We start from the raw sequence: 16,230 nt of genomic DNA on the forward strand, positions 1-16,230 counted from the left end.
CGTGTGATCCTTCGAGTCAACCTTCCACAGAATCCTCGAACGGAGTCATCACGATGACCGCTCCTCATATTGTCGACCCTGCCGGCCTGCTCGGCGAAGCCCTGTCCGAAGCATCCCCGGATTTGATGCGTTCGTTGCTGCAGACCGTGATCAACTCCCTGCTCTCCGCTGACGCCGACGCGGTGGTCGGCGCCGAATGGGGTAAACCCACCCCGGGCCGAGCTACCCAGCGCAACGGGTACCGGCACCGGGACCTGGACACCCGGGTCGGGACCCTGGACGTGGCGATCCCCAAACTCAGGTCGGGCACGTACTTCCCGGAGTGGCTGCTCGAGCGCCGCAAAAGGGCCGAATCCGCGCTGATCACGGTGGTCGCCGACTGCTACCTGGCCGGGGTCTCGACCCGGCGGATGGACAAACTGGTCAAGACCCTCGGGATCAACGCGCTGTCGAAGTCCCAGGTCTCGCGGATGGCCACCGAGCTGGACGAGCAGGTCGAGTCCTTCCGTCATCGCCCGCTCGGGGAGGCTGGGCCGTTCACGTTCGTGGCCGCCGACGCGCTGAGCATGAAGGTCCGCGAGGGCGGCCGGGTGGTCAACGCCGTGGTGCTGCTGGCCACCGGGGTCAATGGTGACGGCCACCGCGAGGTCCTCGGCCTGCGGGTGGCCACCTCGGAGACGGGGTCGGCGTGGAACGAGTTCTTCGCCGACCTGGTGGCCCGGGGCCTGACCGGAGTCCGCCTGGTCACTTCCGACGCCCACACCGGGCTCAAGGACGCCATCGCCGCGAACCTGCCCGGAGCGACCTGGCAGCGGTGCCGGACCCACTACGCGGCGAACCTGATGGGCATCACCCCCAAGTCCATGTGGCCGGCCGTGAAGGCCATGCTGCACTCGGTGTATGACCAGCCCGACGCCGCCAGCGTGGACGCCCAGTTCGACCGGCTGCTGGACTACGTCAGCGAAAAGCTGCCCGCGGTGGCCGAACACCTCGATGGTGCCCGGGCGGACATCCTGGCGTTCACCACGTTCCCCAAGGACGTGTGGACCCAGATCTGGTCGAACAACCCGGCCGAACGGCTCAACCGCGAGATCCGGCGTCGCACCGACGCCGTGGGCATCTTCCCGAACCGGGCAGCGATCGTGCGCCTGGTCGGGGCGGTGCTGGCTGAGCAGACCGATGAGTGGGCCGAGGGCCGCCGCTACCTCGGCCTCGAGGTGTTGGCCCGCTGCCGCCTCACCACCGTGGACGACACCGAGAACGAGGTGAACGCCGAACCGGAAACCACCCTCGAACTCAGCGCCTAACAGCACCAATGGAGGATCAGAGCGTTACACCACTACTCGGGACTTGACCGTGGTGCACCGACCACCAGCTGCCGGTCATGGCGTACTCGCCGATCGAGCAGGGCCGCATCCTTGACGACACGACGCTGAACGACGTCGCGGCCCGTCACAGCGTCAGCCCCGCGGCGGCGGCCCTTGCCTGGGTGCTGCGCCGCGACTCGCTCTGCACGATCCCCAAGGCGAGCAGCCCGCAGCACGTGCGCGACAACGCCACAGCACTGGACGTGCAGCTGACCCGCGAAGACCTGGATGCTCTGGACCGTGCGTTTCCGCCCCCGAGCGGACCGCGACCACTGGAAATGCTGTGACCCTGCCCAAGGGCGCAGCCCGGTCGGTCCGGGCGGTCCGGGCAGTCCGGGCAGCGCTCCGGTCAGCGCAAGTCTCCGAAGGACCTGCCTGTCACCTCCTCCTGAACCTGTGCACGCCATCCATCGACTCCTTTCCTCGAGCCCTGTCGGGTTCGCGGTAGGCGCTGATCATCCGCTGGCAGGTCCCCCAAGTGGCCTCGAGCCGGGCCCTCTGCTTGTCGGTGAGCAACCCGGTTCCGGCGTGCAGGGTTCGACGGGCGGAGTAGAGCGGGTCGCCCGTGCGGCCGCGGTGGCCATGCAGGTCCTGCTGGACCCGGCGGTGGCAGCGGACCAACGCGTCGCCGGCTAACCGGACTGCGAGCGACCGGCGTTGTGGACGCAGACGACCTGGACACTGGGCCGTGCGGTCAGGAGGATCTCCAAAGTCGGCGGCGGGGGTTCAGGCGATGTCGAGGAAGGAACGGAGCTCGGCGAAGGCCGACGGCACGACGGAGTAGTGCGCCCAGCGGCCCTTCTGCTCGCGCGTGAGCAGGCCAGCGTCGACGAGCTTCTTCATGTGGTGACTCACGGTCGGCTGGCTGATGCCCAGCGGCTCGGTGAGATCACAGGCGCAGACCGAATTGCAGCCCTGAGCAGCGACATGGGACAGAAGCCGGAGACGGGTCGGGTCGGAAAGCGCCTTGAGCAAGGACGCGATCCTCTCGGCCTCGACGCTGTCGACGGGCCCCGCTGAGAGCGTGCAGCACTCCTCAGGGCCGTTCATCGTCTCGAGCCCGGCAGCTGTGATCGCGGTCGTCGTGGACATGCCCCCACCTTACATTGACAGTCATCGATGTGAAGCATAGCGTTCGCATCGATATCCGTCGATGGAAGGTTCGGCCCCCCTCATGAGTACGACCACCAAGGATGTGGAGCAGCCCCGCGTGATGAAGGAGATGTCCTTCCTCGATCGCTGGCTCCCGGTGTGGATCCTGGCCGCCATGGCAGTGGGTCTCCTGCTGGGGCGGTTCATCCCCGGCCTGAACACCGCGCTGGAGGCGGTGAAGATCGGATCCGTGTCCCTGCCCATTGCGATCGGACTGTTGGTGATGATGTACCCGGTCCTGGCGAAGGTCCGCTACGACGAGACCCGGCGTATCGGCGCGGACCGACGCCTGCTGGTGACCTCGCTGGTGCTGAACTGGATCGTCGGCCCGGCACTCATGTTCGCCCTGGCCTGGATCTTCCTGGCCGACCTTCCAGAGTACCGCACCGGCCTGATCATCGTCGGACTCGCACGCTGCATCGCGATGGTCCTCATCTGGAACGACCTCGCCTGCGGTGACCGAGAAGCAGCCGCGGTGCTGGTCGCGATCAACTCCGTCTTCCAGGTGATCGCCTTCGGTGCCCTGGGCTGGTTCTACCTCCAGGCGCTGCCATCCTGGCTGGGGCTGCCGACCACGTCGGCCGAGTTCTCGATCGGCGCGATCGTCCTCAGCGTGCTGATCTTCCTCGGGATCCCGCTGGTCGCAGGGTTCCTGACCCGCATCCTCGGTGAGCGAGCCAAGGGTCGGACCTGGTACGAGGAGCGGTTCCTCCCGAAGATCGGCTCCTGGGCGCTGTACGGGCTGCTGTTCACCATCGTGCTGCTGTTCGCCCTCCAGGGCGACGCGATCATCTCCGCACCGGGGGACGTGGCCCGCATCGCCCTGCCGCTGCTGGTCTACTTCGTCGTCATGTTCCTGGGGTCCTTCCTGCTCGGCCGCGCGATCGGCCTCGACTACGCGAAGTCCACGACCGTCGCGTTCACGGCCTCGGGCAACAACTTCGAGCTCGCCATCGCCGTCGCCATCGGCACCTTCGGAGTCACCTCCGGCCAGGCCCTCGCCGGCGTCGTCGGCCCGCTGATCGAAGTCCCCGTCCTCGTCGCCCTCGTCTACGTCGCCCTCGCTATGGGGCGGCGCCTGTTCCCCGGCGACACCACCGCCCCCACCCGATGACCCCACAGAAGGATCCCCTCGCCATGACCACGAAGCGCCCTTCAGTCCTGTTCGTCTGCGTGAAGAACGGCGGCAAGTCCCAGATGGCCGCCGCCCTCATGCGCCATCACGCCGGGGATGAGGTCGACGTGCATTCCGCCGGCACCCGCCCGGGCACCGCCATCAACGCCCAGTCCGCGGAGGCGATCGCCGAGGTCGGCGCGGACATGTCCTCCGCCGTCCCGCAGCCGGTCACCCCCGAGCTGCTGCGAAGCGTCGACCACGTGATCGTCATCGGCGACGAAGCCGTCATCAAACCCGTCGAGGGCATGACCGCGCCGGTCACGACCTGGCACACCGATGAGCCCTCTCAGCGCGGCATCGAAGGGATGGAGCGGATGCGCTTGGTCCGCGACGACATCGACACCCACGTCCGCAAGCTCCTGACCGACCTCACCGGCACCGCGAACTGACCGCCCCGCAGCAAGGAGACTCATCATCTTGACCACCGCAACGAACTCACATCCCATTGTCGTCATCGGCGCTGGCCCCATCGGCCTTGCCGCCGCTGCCCACCTCTCTGAGCGCGGCCTGCCGTTCCTGATCCTCGAGGCCGGGACCGCGGCAGGAGCCGCGATCGCCGAGTGGGGGCACACGCGGCTCTTCTCGCCGTGGCAGCACAACCTCGACGCCGCCGCACAGCGTCTCCTCGAAGCTGCCGGCTGGACCGCACCCGACGCCGACGTTCTCCCGACCGGTCACGAACTGCGCGAGCATTACCTCGAACCGCTCGCGCAGCTTCCCCAGCTCGCCGAGTCGATCCGCTACGGGGCGCGGGTCACCGCCGTCTCCCGCGCCGGCATCGACAAGACCCGCACCGCACGCCGCGAGGAGACCCCCTTCCTCGTCCGGATCCAGACCACCGACGGGCACAGCGAAGACGTGCTCGCCTCCGCGGTCATCGACGCCTCCGGCACCTGGTCCACGCCCAACCCCCTCGGACAGGCCGGGCTCCTTGCTCCCGGCGAGCAGCAGGCCCGCGCCGCGGGCCACATCACCGCGCCGCTGCCTGACGTGCAGGGCCGCGACCGTGACCGCTTCGCCGGCAAGCGAGTCATGGTGACCGGTGCCGGCCACTCAGCCGCCAATACCCTGCTGGACCTCGCGGACCTGGAGGCCGACACCACCATCATGTGGGCCGCTCGCACCGCAGACCTCACCCGCGTCTACGGGGGCGGCGACCAGGACGAACTCGCAGCCCGAGGAGCGCTCGGCTCGCGACTGCGCCAGCTGGTCGACTCCGGACGCATCGCGGTCCTCACCTCCTTCACCAGCACTCGCTTCAGAGCCGACGACACGTTGACCGTCCACGCTGTGACCCCGGACGGGGAGCGAGAAGTGAGCGTCGATGTGCTGGTGCCCGCCACCGGGTTCCGCCCTGATCTCGGAATGCTCTCCGAACTCCGCCTGGCCCTGGACCCGGCCGTCGAAGCACCGTCCCAGCTGGAGCCGCTGATCGATCCCGAGTTCCACTCCTGCGGATCCGTCGAGCCTCACGGTGAGCGAGTCCTCGCCCACCCGGAGACGAACTTCTACATCGTGGGGATGAAGAGCTACGGCCGCGCCCCCACCTTCCTCATGGCCACCGGCTACGAACAGGTCCGCTCCATCGCAGCAGCCCTGGCCGGCGACCGCAAAGCAGCCGACGCAGTCCACCTCGAACTACCCGAGACCGGCGTATGCACCACCGACCTCGGCGGCGGCTGCGACGCCCCAGCCACAGCCGGCGACGCCTGCTGCAGCAGCCCGCAACTGATCGAGCTCCCCGTCGGCCGATGAGCAAACAGCGGGACGGCACGACGTTCTGTGCCGCCCCGCTGGGGTATAGCTTTACGAGGCGACACTGTAAGTTCAGCTCATACTGTATAGTTCAGTGAATGCTGACTATCGCCTCTCGTGTTGATGTGATGAACCGGTTGGGCCGAGCGATGGCCGACCCCACCCGGTCGCGGATCCTGATGACCTTGCTGGAACGGCCGGCGTACCCGGCCGAACTAGCGCGAGACTTGGGGCTGACCCGGTCGAACGTGTCGAACCACCTGGCGTGCTTGCGGGACTGCGGGATCGCGGTCGCCGTGGCCGAGGGCCGCCAGACCCGATACGAGATCGCCGATGCACACCTGGCGCGGGCGCTGACTGCTCTGGTCGAGGTCACCCTCGCGGTGGATGAGAGTGCTCCGTGCATCGATCCCGCCTGCTCGCTTCCCGGATGCGACGCAGCTGGGGAGGGCGCATGAGCCTCACCTCGGTCTTGCAGGCGATGGGCCTGTTCGCAGCGACCAACATCGACGACATCATCGTGCTCTCCCTCTTCTTCGCGCGAGGGGCAGGCCAGCGCGGCACTACCGCCCGCATTCTGGCCGGCCAGTACCTCGGATTCGCCGGCATCCTCGGTGCCGCGGTCCTGGTGACCATCGGCGCCGGAGCATTCCTGCCCCCGGCAGCCATCCCGTACTTCGGCCTCATCCCTCTGGGCCTCGGCCTCTGGGCCGCATGGCAGGCCTGGCGCGGAGACGATGACGACGATGACGACGAGGCCAAGGTTGCCGGCAAGAAGGTCGGCGTGTGGACAGTCGCAGGCGTCACCCTTGCCAACGGCGGCGACAACATCGGCGTCTACACCCCTCTCTTCCTCAGCGTGGAACCTCTCGCAGTAGTCGCCTACTGCATCGTCTTCCTCGCGCTCGTCGCGGTCCTGGTGGCCCTGGCAAAGTTCGTCGCCACCCGCCCCCCGATCGCCGAAGTGCTCGAACGCTGGGAGAACATCCTCTTCCCCATCGTTCTCATCGGCCTCGGCATCGTGATCCTCGTCAGCGGCGGAGCCTTCGGACTCTGACGTAGCGGCAGCGATCCAAACGGCCCCGACCGGGCGCACCCCTCTCGGTTCAGACCGCGACACCTACCTGCAGCCAGTCCTGCGTGATCGCGGCAACAAGACCGCCACGGAGCGCTGCAAAAACCCCGCCACCAAGCGAACGAAGCCACAGGGCAGGGCGTGTAAAGGGGTATACCCGCGTGGACGTGGGTCAAGAACACTCCGTGCGACCACGCAGCCCTGTCCGAAGCGCCCGCATCCCCTCAAGAATGGCGAGGCACATTCTCGCCACGGCGCTTGCCAGGTAGATGCGGACCCGTACAGGGACAGACGACACGGGCCCGCCTGCCGGAGCAGACGGGCCCGTGCACTCCCTCATCGGGAAGGTCAGGTCACTCGCGGTGCAGCTTGTCCTGCACCGTGCCCGCCAGCTTCTCGACGCGGTTGGGCACCTCCGTGGTCCCGTAGAAACGGGAGTCCGGGTGGGTGGGCGGGGGCATGGGGACCCCCGCCGGCGGCTCGGACGAGTAGGAGAACTCGCCCTTGCCGTCCGGGGTGGGGCCTGCAGCCCACGAACCCTCCGCAGTGGCCTGACCGTCAGAGAACTCATAGTGCGTGTACGAGTGCTCCGTGGCCTCCTTCTTCTGCGGGAAGTTGCTCGGCACCGGCATCTCCTCCAGGCCGTCCTCCTGCAGCTCCTTCACAGCCGCCGCCCACTGGTTCTGGTGCATCGTGTCCCGGGCCAGCAAGAAGGAGAGCAGCTCCCGGATGCCCGGGTCATCGGTCATGTGATAGAGCCGGGCCACCTGGGTCCGCCCCTGCATCTCCGCGTTGAGGTTGGCGGTCATGTCGGCCAGCAGGTTGCCGCTGGCCGTGACATACGCTCCGGTCCACGGATTCCCCATGCTGTCCACGGGGCGAGCACCGGCACCGGCCACGATGGCCTGCTGCAGATCGGTGCCCCCGATGACGGCGGCCACGGCCGGGTCATCCTGGATGGCGTCGGTGGTGATCCCCACCGGGGCCTTCTCCAGCAGCTGGGCCACCATCGTTGCCAGCATCTCGACGTGACCGAACTCCTCGGCCGCCGTGCTGAAGAGCAGGTCCCGGTACTTGCCCGGAATGTGGGCGTTCCATGCCTGGAAGCTGTACTGCATGGCCACGGTGATCTCGCCGTACTGCCCGCCGATCACCTCCTGCAGCTTGCGGGCGTAGACCGCGTCAGGCTTCTCAGGACTGGAGACGTGCTGAAGCTTCTGCATTGTGGATGTACAAGAGAGGACTCCCCTCGATCAAGTCGGATGCGTGAAGGCCCGAGGGGCTCCACGCCGGACAGCATCGACGCTACGCGGGTCTGACCGACCCGTGTAGTGCTGACCCACGCCGGAACTGCATCGGTCACCACCCGCGCCATGGACGCCAGCCCCACTCGGGGGGTGAGCGCTTTCGCCATCCTCCGCCTGCGGATGCGGCGGGTAGGTGACTCTCAGAGGCACGCGGCTTAAACGGTCGTTATCTGGAGTCTGGTCAGAGGTGCCCATGACGTCCAGCACGAGGCTCAGCGGATCGGAGGTCTTCCTGGTGGACGCAGTTATCTTGGGGCCGTCTATGAAGCGGCTCGGACTCCGTTACCGCTCTTGGTTCGATATCCGTAGTCGCCCGAGGGCGTGTTCCAACTGTTTCCGGAGTCGCTGGTTCTCGGCGGTGAGGTCACTGACGCGCGCATTGGCAACTTCGAGGCGGCGTATCAGGGATGCATCGGTGGAACGTTGAGACGCGGGCAGCGGTACGCCGCCGGCTACTTGCCGGAGGTCGCGGAGTCGTCGGACCTCGGAGCAGAGGTCGTCCTGGGTGTAGAGCCAGGATCGCGAGACTTGCGCCTTCTCCGCGACGATCTGGAAGGTGACCGTGCCGCCCTCGCGGTCGAGGTCGCGAAGGGCCTGGGTTGCTTTGGCGCGGGTCGTCTCGTGACGTCGCTGGGCAGCGACGATCAGATGATGGCTGTTATCGGCGTGCATCAGGTGCTTGCCTCGCCGTCCTGGTCGTCCTCCAACGTGCTGATGATCTGGTCGAGGTTTCCCAGGACCTGCTGGTTCATCTCGATGAGTCGTTGCTGGCCGCGGGCTTCGGCAGCGGTGATGATCTGCACGACCTGCCGGCGGTGCTGGCGGTGCTCGGGTAGGAACTCGGAGGTGGTGATGAACATTGGGCAGCTCAGGCATGCGTTCGCGTGCGGGCAGGATTGCTGGACCGGCAGCCCGCAGAAGCCGTTGGGCAGGGCCTGGGTCGCGCGTCCGACGCGCTGCTTGGCCCAGGCCGCCTCGGCCAAGGGTCCGTCCGGGTCGAGGGTGACCGTCTCGCCCTTGATGTTGACCTTCCGCGCGGCTTCCCAGTGCCGGCGGATCGTGGTGTCACTGAGGCGGGCGTAGTGGGCGGTCATGACGTGGGAGTCGTGGTCGAGAATCCGCCGGACCACTTCTTGGGGGACATCACGGTTGATCAGCCTGGTGCCCAGGGTGTGCCGGAAGCTGTGCGGGACGACGCGAACGGGGCGCCCGTGCTCGTCACGGATATCGCAGCGCTTGAGCCAGCTGTGCAGCGCCTTGCGGTAGACCCCGTCCCCGACCGACTCCTGGCCGTCGTCGTTGTCCGTGACTCGCGGGAAGAGCACCGGCTCCCCGCCCGGCCACCGCTCGTGCACACGGCGACGCTGCGCAGTGATGGCTTCGGCGAGGTCGGCGTCGATGGGCACCAGGGCTTCGCGTTTCATCTTGTGGTTGAGGTAGCGCAGGTAGGGCGCTCCCTCGCCGTCGTAGACGATGCAGTCGGTCGGCAGACGGACGGTGTCGGTGATGCGCAGCCCGCAGCCCATCAGGATCAGCGTGATCAGCTCATAGGCGGCGTTGTTCCACTTGGCGAGGTTGTCCGGGTTCTCCAGCTGAGCCATCACGGTTTCGCTCAGCGCGCGCGGTTGCCGGATGGCCTCCTTGGGGAAGTCCTCGCTGAAGAACATCACCGTCGAAGGCAGGGAATCGTCCCAGCCGTGCTGCCGGATGGTGGTGAAGAACAGGTTCAGCTGGCCGATCAACATGCGGTGCTTCACGGTGCCCGAGAACCGGGCGTGCAGGTGCGCGAGGTAGCGCTCCAGCAGGTCCCGGTCCAGGTCTGCCAGCCCCTGGACGGAGGGTGCCACGTCCGCGAGGAACTGCCCGAAGTGCGCGATCGCCCGGGTGCCCGAGGAGACGCTGACCACCCCGAGGCCCGTGGCCAGGCGCCAGCGGGCCCAGCGTTTGGCCAAGGCTTTGAGCCAGGGCTGCGGGATGTCCTCGAAGGTGATCCGGGCCAGCCGTCTGTCCTTGATGCCAAGTTCACGCAGCCGCCAGACGTCCTTGCCGTACTCAGCATCCCAGCTGTTGGTCTGAAGGGACGTTCGGCGCCGCTCACGCCCGGCCCTTGATGGCTGTTCGGGCGCCAGCGGGCTCGGCGCACTCACAGTCGCACCTCTCGGCCGGTGAACCAACCCGCTTCCTCCAGCGCCTTGCGAGCGTCCTCGGCGCTCAGGTGCCCGTAGACGGCGGTGGTGGTGGTGATGTCGGCGTGGCCGAGGAGCTTGGAGACCACCTCGATCGGCACACCGTCGCGCAGCATCCGGGTCGCGGCGGTGTGGCGGTACCAGTGCGGGTCGAAGTCGATCCCGGTGCGCCGCCGCAGACGCTTGACCAGGTCGTAGACGGCCGTGTAGGTCAGCGGGTGACCGTGGGGTCGGCCCCAGAGGTTGACGAAGACGTAGTCGGAGTCTAGATCGTCGTACTCCAGGTGAAGGTAGTCGGCGTAGAGCCGGACCAGCTCCGCGCTGACCGGCACCGTCCGCGGTGCGCATGACTTGGAGCGGGCACCGTTGTCATTGACCCGGCGCTGGACCGTGATCTGGGACTCGGCAGCGGCAATGTCCTCATGCCGCAGCCCCAGCGCCTCACCGATCCGCATCCCGGTGTCGAACAGCACCGCGAACAAGAACCGGTCCCGCAGATGATCACAGGCATCGAGGATCGTCTGCACCTCGGCGGCGGAGAGCACGCGCGGGAGCTTGCTCTGCGCGCTCAGCACGATGGCCCGCCGAGCCTGCGGTTTGCCCTTGCTGATGTGGTGCAAGAACGGCTTCCACCCCGAGCCACGACCTCCGGCCGGCTGCCACGCCCTGAGCAGCTCTCCGAGGTCGACGCCGTGGCGCGCGGCGTGCTGGTAGAACGCGCTGAGCGCGGAGAGTTTCCGGTTGACCGTGGACTCAGTGCAGTGGTGCTCCACCGACGGCAACACCGGTACCGTCCCGTCGCGCAGCTGCGGCGGTCGGCGTAGCCAGGCGACGAACTCGGCGACGTTCTCCAATCGCACCTCACGCCAGCCAAGGCCTTGGACGCCGAGGAACACGAACCAGTCCTTCAAGTCGTGAGCGTAGGCCTTAACCGTGTTCGACGACCGCTCGATCTGGGTCAAGTACGCCAGATACCGCTCGATCGGAGCCACCGGGGCACCGTCATCACCCAGCACCGTCCACGACTCCACGGCATCGACCGGGGAGAGCACCCGCTGAACGAGTAAGCCCCGGTCCGTGCGGCTGCACGCGTCGTTTCGTAGTGTCAGCCCCCGACTGCCCAATGAAGATTGGGCGTCCTGCATCAGCTCGACGTATCGACCGTGTGGAGCCAAGCGTCAACATCCGGCCCGAGGACGGTGGCGTTGTCGGGAGCCAGGAGAACTCCCTCTGACAGCGCCGGCAGCGCAGGAGCGGTGACGCGGACGGGGCGTGCGTCACCGAGCCGGTTCAGCAGCTTGGTCGTGAGCTCGGGCAACCGCACCACCTCTGGCCCGGTGACCGTCCTGGTCGCTGTGCCTGCGCGCCCCAGCGCAGCCTCGACCAGAACATCAGCAACTGCATCGGCAGCCACGGGCTGAACGAGCCAGTCCTCTACCCGAACCTCATCGTCCTCGAACGTGGTGGCCGATGGGTTGGTAGCGAACTCGTGCCACTGGGTGGACTTCACAACTGTCGACGGGACATCGCTGGCGGCCACGATTTCGTCTTGGGCGCGCTTGGCGAGGTAGTAGGGAAAGTCGTCGAAGACGGGATTGTCGACTCCACTGATGGATAAGAACACGAGGTGTCCGACCTGCTGGGCGGCACACGCTTCGACGACGTTGCGCGTAGCCGAAGTGAGGGCCTCGTGCAGGCCGACAGTCTCATCCGGCGGGAAAGCGTTGGAGGCGTCGATCGCGACGTCGACTCCTTCCAGCGCCTCGCGCAGGCCTTCCCCGGTGATCAGGTCCACCCCGGTAGCGCGTGAGACCTCAACGGGGCTGATGCCCCGGTCTTTGAGCTTGGCGACGGTGCGGGAGCCGGCGGTTCCCGTCGCTCCGATGACAGCGATCTTCATGGTTGATGCTCTCCTTCTGGATGCTTGCGGTCGATGAACTCGGACAGTTGCTGACGGCTGTGGGCATCGACACCGGCGGCCAGGTCAGTGATCGAAACCTGGGACAAGCTGGACCGCCAGGCGTCTTCGGCTTGTCTCATGGCTGAGGCGATGCGGCAGGGACCGCTGGCCTTGATCTCAGCCGAGCGTTCCTTGAACAACCCCTGACACCTAATCTCGGTGCAGCGGAAAATCGGACCGCGACCATCGAGGGCGTCAACGACGTCAGCCAGGGTGATCTCCTGGGCTGGGCGTGCCAACGCGAAACCTCCGGCTTGACCGGGAGTAGAGGTCACCAGGCCGTTAGCGGCCAGCTTCTGAAGGTGCTTGTTCAGGTATGTCGGGGACAGCCCGTACGCCTCGGCCAGTGCTGCGCTCGGCACCGGTTGGGTCGATCCGAACTGTTCCAGCACCACCAGGCAGTGGGCCGTCCACTCCACACCGTTCGGCAACTGCATACTCAACACGCTACACCATTCTGGATAGAGGATGTCCAGGATGCTGACGTGCCCCGATCAGACGGTTCGTACTGCTGGCTCCAGCCTCACGACGTGGACGCCGGTCTACGACACGAAGCGGCAGGTCAGGGACTATTTCCTGCCGACGCACTCTAGATAACGACCGTTTGTGGCACGCGCCCCAGATGTCTCCGGCAGTCTCCCCACGTCGCCTGCTAGGCGGTGTGACTTGCGCCGATGAATGTCCGGTATCTCGCACAGATCGCTGTCCGGCATAACCTCAGCTGGAGAAGTTGGGGCGGGTGAGTTGTTGCCCTCCGCCCTGGTGTCGGAACCGCATCATGCCGGATCGTGGGCGCATGAGAGTGACAGTCCGTGGAAACCGCTTGGTGAGCCTAGGGGCTCGAATCACTGTCGACGTCCCTGAGGGTCCGACGCCAGAGGTGCGGATTCACGCGCCGTTCTGCAGGCGAGCGATTCCCGTCTCGGAGATCTCCGACATCACTTCAGCCAGTGATGACGGCATGAACCACGGACTCCTCAACTGGTTCGTCACGGGCCGCGCTTCAGCCCCCGGCGGGGTCCGCATCAACAACGGCGGTCGGGCCCGCGTCACGATCCGGACCCGTGACGGGTCGCTCTTCAACGTCGTAGTGGACGATCACGACCAGGCGAGCCGCCTGGTTGAGGATGTCCGGTCGATCAGAGCACGCTCATCCGGCTAAATCGGTCGTTAGTGACGAGGGGCCCCGCCATGCGCCGTGTGCGCCACCTCCGGCCCTGCCCGCCCGCCGCACGGCTCGCCACAACCAACCCGCTAGAGCGGCAGCCGTCCGTACGTTTCGAGCGAGCCCTGGGGTGCGCGGGGGCGCCCACCTGGACACCCAGTGTCACGCCGACCGGATCCCGCCCGATACGCGAAGAGTCCACCGCGCGTCGTGTGGAACCTTGCCTGCATCTCGACAGCAAAGGCCCTTGCCCACCGATCCGCATCGTGACACAGTTCACCCCATGATGCAGCAGCAGTGACGCCGTGGGTCCGACGACCCACCACCGGCCTCCCCGCGCGCCCGTCTCGAGCACGGCTCGACGGGTGCCTCTGCGCCCACCCCTTTCTTCAGAAAGCAGTCACCGCATGCCTGACATCATCGAATTCCCCCTGCCCGTCTCGTCGGACGACCCCCACTGGCGGGCCTACTGCCAGCTCGGAGACGAGTACAACCACGAACTGATCGGCACGACCGAGTGGGACGAGACCCCCACGGACGCGCTCATCCAGGCCGCCGCCGAGACCGACCACACGCTGCGCCGCTACCTGGCGTACGTCGACGGCGAGGCGGTCGGCTACGCCCGCGTCCTGATCAACCAGGTCGACGACCCTGACGCGGCCGCCCTCAACGTCTACGTCCACCCGCGGCACCGCGGACGCGGCCACGGCCGGGCACTGGCCGAGCGGCTCGTCCTGGACACCGCCGGCCTCACCCGTTTCGAGACCTGGCCGCTGACGCCGCGGCCGGTGGCCGGGCAACGGACGCTCACCCCGCCCAACGGCGCCGGCGCGGTGTCCGCCGAACATCCGGGTGTGCGTCTCGCCCAGTCCTACGGCTTCGCGCTCGTCCAGATCGAGCGGGTGAGCCGGTATGACTTCGCCGATCCGGGGATCGACCCCGCCGTCGCCCTGGCCGAGGCCGAACGCGTCTCGTCGGACTACGAGCTCCACGCCTGGGAGGGCGCGGCCGACGCGTCCCTGCAGGACGACCTTGCCGTCCTCAAGGCCCGCATGGCCACGGACGTGCCCTCCGGGGAACGCACCGTGGTGGAGCAGGTGTGGGACGCGGCCCGCGTGCGTCGCATGGACGAGCAGATCCTCACGACCGGGCGCCTCTTCCGCGCGGTGGCGCGGCACCGCGCCACCGGTCGGATCGTTGCCCTGAGCGAGCTGGTGGCGCCCCGCTCGCGCCCGGACGGGCTCATCGACCAGTGGGACACCATCGTGCTGCCCGAGCACCGCGGCCACCGCCTCGGCATGCGCGTGAAGGCGGCGAACCTCATCGCCGTGCGCGACGCGCTGCCCGGGGCCCGCGCGATCATCACGTGGAACGCCGAGGAGAACCGGCACATGCTCGACGTCAACGAGGCGCTGGGCTTCCGGCCCGTGCTGGCCGAGGCGTCCATGGAAGCGCCGGCACCGCTGCGACGTCGCTGACGGCCCGCGACCCGCGGCGCCGCCTCACCCCCGCTCGAGCGTCCGCTGGGCCGCCTCCCGCACCGCCCGCGTGAGCCGCACCAGGCGCGTCACGGGCAGTGTGGCCGCCTGCCAGTACAGGGGCACGAGGACGTCGTCGAGCCCGGGCACGCGGACCAGCCGGCCGGCGCGCACGTCCTCGACGGCCTGGGCGTCCACGAGCATCCCCCACCCCAGGCCGGCCCGGACGGACCGGTGGAACCCGTCGAACGACGGCGCCAGGTGCGTGGGCGGGGCGACGTCCAGCCCGGCGCCGCTCAGCGCGAGGCGCTGCAGGTCGTCCTTCGCGTTGTAGCGCATCATGGGCATCGCGCCGAGGTCGACGACGTCGCCCGCCGCGTGCCGGGCGAGCAGGGCGGGCGAAGCGAGCGGGACGTAGCGCATGCTCCCCAGCGGCTCCGCCGCACACCCCTGCACCGGCTGCGGCTCCGTGGTGACGGCGGCCAGCACCTCGCCCCGGCGCAGCAGCCGGGCGCTGTGGTCCTGGTCCTCGACGTGCAGGTCCAGGACCGTGTCGTCCCAGTCGGCGGCCTCGGCCAGGACGGGCCCGAACCACGTGCCCAGCACGTCGGCGGGCACGGCCAGGGAGGTGACGCTGCGCCCGGCCGCCGTGCGGCCCAGCCCGGCCCACGCCTCCTGTTCGAGCACCCGCATGTGCCGGGCCACGCGCACCAGGCCGATGCCGGCCTCGGTCGGCTCGCAGGGTGTGCCGCGCCGGAGCAGCACCTGGCCCACCTCCCGCTCCAGGGCGCGGATGCGCTGGCTGACCGCGGAGGCGCTGACGCCGAGCTCGTACGCGGCCGCTTCGAACGAGCCCTCGTCGGCGATCGCACGTAGCGCCTGCAGCTGATCCAGGTTCATGAAGCAGAGCTTAGGCACCTGCAGTTCTCTTCGTTTGGCTCAGGCCCGGCCGGGCTCTAGCGTCCTCACCCATGTGGACCCTCGCCGGCACCGGCCTGCTCACCGGACTCGCCCTCATCGTCGCCATCGGCGCCCAGAACGCCTTCGTGCTCCGCCAGGGCGTGCGCCGAGAGCATGTGGGCGCCGTCGTACTGGTGTGCATGGCCTCGGACGCCGTGCTGATCCTGGCCGGCACCGCCGGGGTGGGCGCGCTCGTGCAGGCCGTGCCGTGGCTGCTCGAGGTGCTGCGCTGGGGCGGTGCCCTGTACCTGCTCTGGTTCGCGGTCTCCTCCCTGCGTGCCGCGCTGCGCCCGCAGGGGCTCATGGCCGAGCAGGCGCCGCGCACCGCGGGTTCGGTCATCGCCACCACGCTCGCGCTGACCTGGCTCAACCCGCACGTCTACCTGGACACCGTGGTGCTGCTGGGCAGCCTCGCCAACCAGCACGGCCCCGACGCGCGGTGGGTCTTCGCCGCCGGCGCCGTCGCCGCCTCGGTCCTGTGGTTCACCGCGCTCGGCTACGGCGCGCGCCTGCTGGCCCGGGTGCTCGCCGACCCGAAGGCGTGGCGCGTGGTGGACGTGGTGATCGCGGTGGTCATGGCGGTGCTCGCGGTCCGGCTCATCGCCGGTTCCGACGTGTGGGGCTGAGCCGGCAGACGCCGGAGCGCGC

17 protein-coding genes and 1 pseudogene are annotated in these 16,230 nt (G+C 68.1%); 9 read left to right on the forward strand and 9 right to left on the reverse strand.

All coding sequences use genetic code 11. The annotated features are described in order from the left end of the window. Positions 1–53: 53 nt before the first annotated feature. Together MLUT_RS21745 and MLUT_RS21750 are read left to right on the forward strand one after the other, a co-directional pair. Positions 54–1,307, forward strand: a complete 1,254-nt coding sequence (locus MLUT_RS21745) for an IS256-like element ISMlu1 family transposase (RefSeq protein WP_010079590.1) — start codon at positions 54–56, stop codon at positions 1,305–1,307. A gap of 77 nt (positions 1,308–1,384) precedes the next feature. After that, positions 1,385–1,654, forward strand: coding sequence for an aldo/keto reductase (locus tag MLUT_RS21750; protein WP_010080058.1), 270 nt, complete (start codon positions 1,385–1,387; stop codon positions 1,652–1,654). Between the two features lie 118 nt (positions 1,655–1,772). Here MLUT_RS21750 and MLUT_RS21755 read toward each other — a convergent pair. Continuing rightward, positions 1,773–2,009: pseudogene (locus tag MLUT_RS21755) on the reverse strand (ISL3 family transposase); the annotation flags it as partial. Between the two features lie 84 nt (positions 2,010–2,093). Beyond that, positions 2,094–2,459, reverse strand: a complete 366-nt coding sequence (locus tag MLUT_RS21760; protein WP_010080056.1) for an ArsR/SmtB family transcription factor — start codon at positions 2,457–2,459, stop codon at positions 2,094–2,096. A gap of 82 nt (positions 2,460–2,541) precedes the next feature. Here MLUT_RS21760 and arsB point away from each other — a divergent pair, with 82 nt between their 5' ends. The 5 genes from arsB (at position 2,542) to MLUT_RS21785 (ending at position 6,508) form a co-directional block, all read left to right on the forward strand. Next, on the forward strand, positions 2,542–3,633 hold the full coding sequence (gene arsB, locus MLUT_RS21765) for an ACR3 family arsenite efflux transporter (RefSeq protein ID WP_029248292.1): 1,092 nt from the start codon (positions 2,542–2,544) through the stop codon (positions 3,631–3,633). 23 nt (positions 3,634–3,656) lie between these two features. Next, complete coding sequence (locus tag MLUT_RS21770; protein ID WP_002855764.1) at positions 3,657–4,085, forward strand: arsenate-mycothiol transferase ArsC; 429 nt, start codon at positions 3,657–3,659, stop codon at positions 4,083–4,085. 28 nt (positions 4,086–4,113) lie between these two features. Further along, on the forward strand, positions 4,114–5,451 hold the full coding sequence (locus MLUT_RS21775; protein WP_010080054.1) for an FAD-dependent oxidoreductase: 1,338 nt from the start codon (positions 4,114–4,116) through the stop codon (positions 5,449–5,451). Between the two features lie 98 nt (positions 5,452–5,549). Further along, positions 5,550–5,909 carry a Cd(II)/Pb(II)-sensing metalloregulatory transcriptional regulator CmtR gene (cmtR, locus tag MLUT_RS21780; protein WP_010080053.1) on the forward strand — a complete coding sequence of 120 codons (360 nt, stop codon included), beginning with the start codon at positions 5,550–5,552 and terminating at the stop codon, positions 5,907–5,909. Continuing rightward, positions 5,906–6,508, forward strand: a complete 603-nt coding sequence (locus MLUT_RS21785; protein ID WP_010080052.1) for a cadmium resistance transporter — start codon at positions 5,906–5,908, stop codon at positions 6,506–6,508. Before cmtR ends, MLUT_RS21785 begins: the two co-directional genes overlap by 4 nt. 371 nt (positions 6,509–6,879) lie before the next feature. Here MLUT_RS21785 and MLUT_RS21790 read toward each other — a convergent pair whose 3' ends face one another. The 6 genes from MLUT_RS21790 to MLUT_RS21815 form a co-directional block, all read right to left on the reverse strand. Beyond that, on the reverse strand, positions 6,880–7,749 hold the full coding sequence (locus tag MLUT_RS21790; RefSeq protein ID WP_010080051.1) for a manganese catalase: 870 nt from the start codon (positions 7,747–7,749) through the stop codon (positions 6,880–6,882). A gap of 366 nt (positions 7,750–8,115) precedes the next feature. Next, positions 8,116–8,505: a DUF6262 family protein gene (locus MLUT_RS21795; protein ID WP_010080050.1), complete on the reverse strand. Its 390-nt coding sequence runs from the start codon at positions 8,503–8,505 to the stop codon at positions 8,116–8,118. Further along, positions 8,505–9,980, reverse strand: a complete 1,476-nt coding sequence (locus MLUT_RS21800) for a tyrosine-type recombinase/integrase (protein WP_231936613.1) — start codon at positions 9,978–9,980, stop codon at positions 8,505–8,507. Before MLUT_RS21800 ends, MLUT_RS21795 begins: the two co-directional genes overlap by 1 nt. Then, positions 9,977–11,164, reverse strand: coding sequence for a site-specific integrase (locus MLUT_RS21805; RefSeq protein WP_010080048.1), 1,188 nt, complete (start codon positions 11,162–11,164; stop codon positions 9,977–9,979). The genes MLUT_RS21800 and MLUT_RS21805 overlap by 4 nt, the downstream gene beginning before the upstream one ends. Further along, positions 11,164–11,919 (reverse strand): SDR family oxidoreductase, encoded by a 756-nt coding sequence (locus MLUT_RS21810; RefSeq protein WP_010080047.1) that lies wholly within the window; start codon positions 11,917–11,919, stop codon positions 11,164–11,166. Before MLUT_RS21810 ends, MLUT_RS21805 begins: the two co-directional genes overlap by 1 nt. Beyond that, positions 11,916–12,416: an RrF2 family transcriptional regulator gene (locus MLUT_RS21815; RefSeq protein ID WP_174260677.1), complete on the reverse strand. Its 501-nt coding sequence runs from the start codon at positions 12,414–12,416 to the stop codon at positions 11,916–11,918. The genes MLUT_RS21810 and MLUT_RS21815 overlap by 4 nt, the downstream gene beginning before the upstream one ends. A 1,135-nt stretch (positions 12,417–13,551) precedes the next feature. Here MLUT_RS21815 and MLUT_RS21825 point away from each other — a divergent pair. Next, positions 13,552–14,622, forward strand: a complete 1,071-nt coding sequence (locus tag MLUT_RS21825; protein ID WP_010080043.1) for a GNAT family N-acetyltransferase — start codon at positions 13,552–13,554, stop codon at positions 14,620–14,622. Between the two features lie 24 nt (positions 14,623–14,646). On the opposite strand, the gene MLUT_RS21830 is transcribed toward MLUT_RS21825, so the two are convergent. Beyond that, positions 14,647–15,522 carry an ArgP/LysG family DNA-binding transcriptional regulator gene (locus MLUT_RS21830; protein ID WP_012751104.1) on the reverse strand — a complete coding sequence of 292 codons (876 nt, stop codon included), beginning with the start codon at positions 15,520–15,522 and terminating at the stop codon, positions 14,647–14,649. A 71-nt stretch (positions 15,523–15,593) separates the two neighbouring features. Between MLUT_RS21830 and lysE the strand changes: the two genes are divergently transcribed. Beyond that, positions 15,594–16,208 (forward strand): L-lysine exporter, encoded by a 615-nt coding sequence (gene lysE, locus MLUT_RS21835; RefSeq protein ID WP_010080041.1) that lies wholly within the window; start codon positions 15,594–15,596, stop codon positions 16,206–16,208. Positions 16,209–16,230 lie beyond the last annotated feature (22 nt).

This window comes from Micrococcus luteus NCTC 2665 (assembly GCF_000023205.1).
GTDB lineage: Bacteria > Actinomycetota > Actinomycetes > Actinomycetales > Micrococcaceae > Micrococcus > Micrococcus luteus.